Below are 7,631 nucleotides of genomic sequence, written 5' to 3' on the forward strand. Positions count from 1 at the left end.
GAGTATAGCAGCCTTCTGTTTCAGCAAAACTTCGTCAAACAACTCAAGATCGCTGCCGCGCGAATAAAAATCCAACCACAGCGCGAAATGATTTACCACTGGATGCAAGCGCCGTTGGCTGCAACGCCGCCTGTTAGCCACTAGACCGCATCAAAAATGGATCCACGGACACAGCTAATCGGTCCGCAATTTGCGTGGCGGCTGGCATGGACTGCTTTTCGAGAGGTAGCGAGCCGAGAGAATTGGCGGCCAGGCCTGTACAAGCGACAAGAGCAGCTATTGCAACCGCAGCGAGATATTCGGTTCTCATCTTGTCCCTCCCTTCTAGCCATGAACTAACCGGGTGCTCTTAGAAATGGTTCCGAGTGCTGTTCGTTTCCTCGTTCGAATGGAGGCCTGCGTCGCGATCCCAAGGAACGAAAGCGCCTGCCAAGGCTTTGGAAGAACACGAGACCGCCGCTCGCCGTTACCGATACGGCGCAGATCGCGGGATAGCCAAAGGCCGCTGCGAGCGGTCCGCTGTTCTGAATGCAAGCGCTCGCGTAGATAGCCAAAAGCGACGGTCTCCGGTTCCTTGATTAGGGCAGCCGTACTCGCAGGCGGCGAAGCTGCGGGAAGGGGTAGGCATGGAGGTTCGTTGTGCCCCGCCGCATCGACATAGACGACAAACACAGCCGGGCAATTGCTAAGGAAATCGGCGACCACCTGCGCGGGACGCTAAAGCCTGAGCCGGACCAACCGGAGAGGCTAAAAACGCAGATCGAACGGCTCCGGAAACTAGAGGAGCGCTCACCGTCAATCGTTCCTGGGGCCGAGCGTGGGACAAAACCTCGCCGTTGAGATGCAGGCGATGGCCCAACGCGAACGAGCAGTGCCATTGGTGAAGGACGTGCGATAGCGCCTTAACGGGGCGGCTGCAATTCAGCCGACGCCATCCATTTGTCTATCCGAGACACCGTTTCGATCTGGCGCAGTCTCCGCTCGATCAATTCGCGCTGTTCTTGTTGGCTCGTATTTTCCAGTTGCACTTCGAGGCGAGCTTTTTCAGCGGACAGGAGTTCACGAAACGTGTGTGGGATAGAGGGTTTGCAATGCATCGCTCTCGCCTCTGTAACCGTCGGCGGGAGAACGGTTGATCTCTCAGCCACCGGCGGCCAAGTTAGTTTGCCGGTGATGCCCGTTAACGAACAAGCCGCCGGAGGGGTTCAAGCGGGAACCGCCATTGCCAACCGAACTCATTTTGGTGGTTGTAGCCCGCGTGAGTTCAGCCACTCAAATATGTGGGATCCTGTCTCGGCTTGGCGGGCCCTGCGGACAAGGCGCTCGCGGTCAATGCCCGGCGGGGTGCCTTGAGCCTGCTTGCGCAGCCGTCGTGCTTGCTCTGCAAGGCGTTCGTCAAGCGGACTTGTTTGTGTCAAACGATGAGGCTCTGGCATTTGCTCCCTCCCTTCGAGGACTGGCGGGAGCGCAACCGGCGTTCTCATCACCGATAACTGCCAAGGCTTCGCGCGGCGACAGCATAGTGTGCGCCCGGAAACTGAGCAGCGCCAGGACAAAAAACGTTAAGTGTCAACTGGCCCTGCGATGCAGCATGCGATCTGCGCCATTTCACCGGGTCCTACCGATTGTGGCGAGGACCGGGGGGACGCGCGATGGCCGCCTTGAGAATATCTGGCGGCGTAAAGCGCGGTAAACCGGTTTAGCGGGCCGGGAAGCCGCTACGGCTTGGCCGTGGTCTGCTGGCCTACGACTTGGTCAGGAAGCAGCCCATCTCGGCAAAGCGCCAAAGGGCGCTTCTCAGCCAAGGTGCGCCAGCACTAGCCAAGCGATGATAGAGAGGCAGACGGCAATTCCGGAATACGGTAACGCGACGCGCATGGTCGACCCTCGCGAACCACCGTGATCGTCGCTCTTTAGTTGTCATTCGTCTATTACAAAATTGAAAGGCAGTCGCATTCGGATTCGCATTGCTCTTTTCGGAGACCTTGTCCCGGTTGGCCATATCGGCCAGCACTGGTATAGCTTTCTCATCGCTTTTCTGGCGTTTTCACCATGGGCATTTTCGGAGAGCGTCATGGCAACGCGTGAACATTGGCAGATGGATGCCAGCGCCCCTGAGCTCTATGAGCGCTATCTCGTCCCTGCTATCACGTCGATTTGGGCCAAGGATCTGCTCGACCGTACCAGGCCGACAAATGGGGAAAGCGTACTCGATGTCGCCTGCGGAACCGGCGTCGTGGTGCGGCTGCTGGATGAGCGGGGGCTCGTCGGGAGGTTGGTTGGCATAGACCTCAACACGGCGATGTTGGCGGTGGCTCGGACGAAATCGACCAAGGTCGAGTGGATCGAAGGGAGTGCGCTGCACTTGCCATTCGAGACGCATAGTTTCGATGTCGTGCTCTGCCAACTCGGACTGCAGTTTTTCCCTGATCGACCGCTGGCTCTCAGAGAGATGGCTCGGGTCCTCAAGGCGCGAGGTCGCGTCGGCCTCAGCGTCTACAACGCCATTGAACGAACGCCAGCCGCGCACGCTTTCGTGCAGGCACTCGACAGTTTTCTCGGACCTCAGTCCTCGCGGACGAAACGCTCCGAGCATCTTTCCTGCGCTGCCGAAGACCTCGGCGACTGGGTGCGGCAGGCTGGCTTTGAGGACGTCAATGTTGCGACCGTATCGAAGCAAATTAGCTTTCCTTCTGCGCTGGATTACGTCCGCTTCCAGCTCACGGCGACCCCGATGGCTGCGCTGCTAAAGTGCCTGGATGGTCCCGGGCGTGAACGCATGATTGCCGCCGTCGCTGATGACGCGGCGGCTCGCCTCGATCCCGCTATGCTGGCGAACGGCGGGCTGACATTCCCGCAGCAATCTTTCGTGGTGACGGCTTCGCTCCACTGAGGCCCGCTATGGGTCGAAAGCGGAGGTCGAAGCGAGCGCGGTCCGCGTCCGCTCTACCGACGATAGCTGACATCACAACGGGATCGGCGTGGTTCGGCTCAGGGCCAATAGGCGACATTGAAGGCTTGGCTTGGAGATCGCCAACGGACGCTTCCATCTCGACGCCGCGCAGCTATTGCCCCGCGTCTCCAGCTCCACCTCAGTTTACCGGACCGGCCTGATTACTCGTTCACGCACAACTCGCCGCGAGCGTGCGAATCAAATCCGCCGCCCTGCCGACCGATGCCGGTGAGAAAAATGACCCGACCGGTGGAGTTGCTGAATCGATCGGTTCCCTTGACGATCTTATCCAGTTGGCTGAAAGCTAGCGACTCGGTTTCGTACACGCCAGCAGTGCTGGTCGTGAACGTCCCCCCTTTTGCCGTGACTAGCACCGTTCCCGCGTAAGATTGCAGTGTTTTGGGCAACGAAGGCAGTCCTGCCGTTTCGGCCATTCCGTGCGCCGTGAAAAGCCACGTTGCGCCGCTTAGAGCGGGCTCGTTGCTCATGACTGTTCCGACAGTGCAAAGGTCGATCTGGCTTAAGCAACCTTCCTTGGTCATCTGAAGCGCAATTGTAGCCTCGAAGTTTCGGCACTGCGCGGGCTGTTGTGCGAAGCCGGCGCTTGTCGAAAGTGCAAGGATTAGGGTTGAAAGAAAGGCAGTTTTCATCACGCCCTCCTACTTATGTGCACTCTTAGTGATGTGCACTCTACACCCGATCGAATGGGTAAACGAGAGCGTGCCCGCTGCCAGATCGAAAGTCCGTTCAGGGTCATTCGCGTCGATCAGCTTTGACCATGACTAAGGCCGGTTTATCCAAAGAGCCGACGCCAAGGTGAGGATTGATATTCGACGCTAAGGGCCAGGAACGGACTCATGCACCGCCGCAATTATCTATTCGATCACCTCGTCGGCGCGGGCGAGCAGCGTCATTGGAATGTCGAGACCGAGCGCCTTAGCGGTCTTGAGGTTGATATTCAGGGTCACGTCCGTCGTCTGCTGGACGGGAAGTTCCGCCGGACGCGTCCCTTTCAGAATGCGATCAACATAGCCTGCGGCGCGTTGCCATAGTTTGAAAAGGTTGGCCGAGTAAGACATCAGTCCTCCTCTCTGAGTCGAGTCGCGGAATGGATAGACCGCCGGCATTCGCCGCTCTGCGGTGAGCGCGATCAGCCGGGGAACGAGGGGTATCAGCGATGGATCGTCGGTGACGACCAGGCCGTCGAGGCCGCTCTCTCCCAGAGCGGCGAAGCTGTTATCGATTTCCGCGAGCCGCACCGAGAGGGCTGTCAACTCGAGACCGAGCCCGGGTGCCGCTTTTTGCATGAGTTCGACTTGGTTGGCAGTCGTCGGATTGTCAGGATTCCACAACACGGCGACACGATGCACTTTCGGTGCCACCTCCTTCAGCAGCTCCAGCCACTTGACGCCGTAATCGCCGGAGAGCTGCGACAGCCCGGTGATGTTGCCGCCTGGCCGGGCAAGGCTTGCCACAAGACCGGCTCTGACAGGATCTCCGCTCATGCAGACGATCGGCACCGTGGATGTTGCACGTTGCGCGGCCTGCGAAGTGGGTGTGCCTGGAGTCACGAGAACATCGACGTTGAGCGTGAGGAGTTCAGCGATCAGCGCAGGAACGCGCTCCGGCTTTCCCTCGGCATAGCGTTCTTCGAGCAGCAGGTTGCGCCCCACTACATATCCCAGGTCTGCAAGTCCCTGACGGAATCCGGTCTGGTAGTACACGTCCGTCCCGCGAACGCCGCTCCAGACGTAGCCGACCCGCGGCACCGCAGGTTGCTGCGCGTGGGCTGCGAGGGGCACGGTTACCATCGCGGCGCCAAGAAGCGTGACAAAATCGCGGCGTTTCATTGAGCCACCTCGCGGCGCGCTACCGCTACAATATGCGCCCGCAACTTGGAATTTTGAATGGGTTGAGCCGCTGAAATAAGCGTCAGCCCGAGATGAGTCCAAAGGCGGACCTTGGTGACGTGTCCCGCATGGAAATGACATCCACGTTGGTGGCGGATTTCGTTGAACGGTGAGCCTCCTGAGTAGAGGCAGCGCAGTTCCCGATGTCCGGGTTGGGTCATGAGCGGCGGTCACCGCAACCATCGTGCAACGTCCGGTCTCCCGCAGACAGCCGACATGGCGGCGGCTCGTTCGTTGTTCAGCTCGGGGTCAATCGCGACCGTGGGAGAGCTGGGCGCACAGATTGTCCTCTGCCCAACCGAGGAATAAGATGCCTTCCAACTTCCGAGTTGCAACGATCCAAGGCGTACGTTCGTCCTGGACAAGGGAGGAGCCTCATCATCGGAGGTACACATGGCAGCGGAAGATCTTGATCGCGCAATCGAGCGAAGTCATCGAGCTGTGGCGGCGGTATTTCGGGGTGATCCGGACCCGGCGAAAGCTCTCTTTTCAGATGGTGATGACGTAACTTTGGGTAACCCTTTTGGGCCCTATGCATGCGGCCGCAAAAAGGTCGAAGAAACAATTGCTGGTGCCGCATCGAACTATCGCGATGGCGACGTCACCGGCGTGGAACTTGTAGCGAAATACGTGACCGATGGGCTTGCCTGTGTCGTCGAAGTGGAGCGAGGGCACGCTAAGGTTGGTGGGAGCGATCAAACGGCTACGCTGGCTCTGCGTGTGACCAGCGTCTTTCGCCTGGAGCACGAGGTGTGGAAACTTGTCCATCGGCACGCCGACCCGATCACGACACCACGTCCGGCAGCGTCTGTGATCAGCCAGTAGCAACGCCATTATCTTTCGTTCGGCGTTCTTATCTTACGGTGGCGACACTCTGCCTGCCATCGAGTGCGCGGCCTCGACTTCTGTTGTGGGTCAAAGGCCGCCCTCGGGAGCTTACCGGAGACGGTCGGCTCATCTCCCAGAGGCAGACATCGCGGCGTCTGATTGAGCGGCCACCGGGCCATTATCCGACATCAACCGTTCGTGGATCATGTTGGCTAGACAGGGTAACGCCCACTGCAGAACGCGACGGGGTGCGAAGCCCCGAAGCCCAACAGCCAACCTGCCGAAGTCGGGAATGTTTCGGTTCCAAGCGCGTTAGGCATAAGATGCCTAACGCATTTCGAGTTCCTTGATCGCCAAAGCCGCAATGTCTGCTGGGGCGAGGACCTCCGTTTGCGCGATCTTGATGATCTTGCTGCGACCATTTCCGTGAGCGGGTCGTCGCGATCCTGGACACAAAGCGTATGGAGCGCCTGCTTGTAAGCTGCCGTGATGCGGCTGATCATTTCCGGCTTCAAATTGGCGGTTTGTAATCGCAGGTAAGTAGACATTTCTTGCCTCCAAGCCCACGCGGGAAGGCAGGATAACACGGGAAACCCGGTTGTTGGCGACCGGAGAACTTCGGACGCTCAGAGCAGCGGTATCGGTGCAAAGCCGGGATCAAGGTGGCATGTCGCACGTTACTACGGTGGCGGCAGGATCATCCGTGCACGGCAAGGAGGCGGTGCACGTCAAGGCCAACGGTGGCAGCCAAGGCAGATACCCCTTCGACCGCGCCCGTGGTCCATCCGCCAGGTTTAGATCAATCCGGAGCATCGCCGGGCGATCTGCAACGAGATTGGTGAGCGACTTCGCGGCACCCTCACGGACGATCTCACTCCGCTACCATTGCGACTGCAAGGCATGGTGGAGCGGCTGACCGAATTGGATGGCGGCGCGCCGTCGGCCGCGCCGGATCGCCAGGACGATGCGCCATCCCGGCTACTCTCGAAATTTGTGTCGGCGCTTTGGCGGGTCCTTCGAAACGGGCCTTGAGGCGCGGGGACGCGCGACCGCCCCCCTTGAGGATATTTCACCCGGACGATTTTCTAGTTTGATTACGTGGGATCGCCGCCTGTGCGTTCTATCGGCGAGAGCCACGCCGGGACGGGTCGGGCCGGTAAACGCCGGTAATCGATCCACGGCCGATTTACCGGCGCGGCTGACATGTGGCGGCGGATCGCTCCGCTAATTGCGAGAGGGCGGCGTTCTTCCGGTCTCGCCGATCAACTTGCCCGTCGATCGATAGCCCGCAACCGGGACCGCGATCCTGTTCATACAAGCTCGGACTGAGACGAGCAGCAGCGGGGCCCCATTAGGTCGGCTCAGTGGACCGTAGCGGACTTGATGTGTTCAGCCTGAGTTCTTCGCATTTTGACCCAAAGCAGTCGTTGCTGGAAATCAACAGGATTGAATGCTCCACCAAGAGGGCGGCAATGCCGGGGCAGCCGGGACATCGTCAGAGTGCGATTGTTTCCTCGACTACATGTTTCAGCGGCGTCCCCTCAGCGGACAGGGTCATTCGCAGTTTGAGCTTGCCACCTTTCACCGCCCCGCTACGCACCAGGTTCTCAATTTCACGCTGCGATGTAACTCCGACATGCTTCAGAAATTTACGGATAGCCATATTGAAGCGGTCTTCATCGAACTCGGCGGTCATGGCTGTTCTCCCTGGTCGGGCAGGCGAAGTCTAACACGAGGCGAGCAAAAACCAAACATCGAGGCCCAACTCGCGTCGCCGCCGACTTCCTCCTCAACCTGATTGCCTACAACGTCGGCCCGGAGCTGAAGACTACACCTGAGGCTGCAAGGTCGGCCGTTTGAGGTGGACCGGACACGGCTGGCGCTGTCCCCGACCGCCGCTTGTGACCCTATACGGAAATCGGGCGTCGCCTGATCGGAGT

5 protein-coding genes are annotated in these 7,631 nt (G+C 59.4%); 2 read left to right on the top strand and 3 right to left on the bottom strand.

Annotation, left to right across the window (positions count from 1 at the left end):
• Positions 1-2,074 precede the first annotated feature (2,074 nt).
• Positions 2,075-2,893: a class I SAM-dependent methyltransferase gene (locus CWO91_RS40735; protein WP_245471535.1), complete on the top strand. Its 819-nt coding sequence runs from the start codon at positions 2,075-2,077 to the stop codon at positions 2,891-2,893.
• A 221-nt stretch (positions 2,894-3,114) separates the two neighbouring features.
• Here the strand turns inward: CWO91_RS40735 and CWO91_RS40740 are convergent, their stop codons facing one another.
• Positions 3,115-3,603: a hypothetical protein gene (locus CWO91_RS40740; RefSeq protein ID WP_130220952.1), complete on the bottom strand. Its 489-nt coding sequence runs from the start codon at positions 3,601-3,603 to the stop codon at positions 3,115-3,117.
• Positions 3,604-3,828: 225 nt separating this feature from the next.
• Positions 3,829-4,803, bottom strand: a complete 975-nt coding sequence (locus tag CWO91_RS40745; protein WP_165406052.1) for an ABC transporter substrate-binding protein — start codon at positions 4,801-4,803, stop codon at positions 3,829-3,831.
• 453 nt (positions 4,804-5,256) lie between these two features.
• On the opposite strand from CWO91_RS40745, the gene CWO91_RS40750 reads away from it, so the two are divergent.
• Positions 5,257-5,688, top strand: coding sequence for a YybH family protein (locus CWO91_RS40750; RefSeq protein ID WP_130220954.1), 432 nt, complete (start codon positions 5,257-5,259; stop codon positions 5,686-5,688).
• Positions 5,689-7,186: 1,498 nt separating this feature from the next.
• Here CWO91_RS40750 and CWO91_RS40765 read toward each other — a convergent pair.
• Positions 7,187-7,387, bottom strand: coding sequence for a DUF6494 family protein (locus CWO91_RS40765; RefSeq protein ID WP_130220955.1), 201 nt, complete (start codon positions 7,385-7,387; stop codon positions 7,187-7,189).
• Positions 7,388-7,631: the final 244 nt, after the last annotated feature.

Source organism: Bradyrhizobium genosp. SA-3 (genome assembly GCF_004212635.1).
Lineage (GTDB): Bacteria > Pseudomonadota > Alphaproteobacteria > Rhizobiales > Xanthobacteraceae > Bradyrhizobium.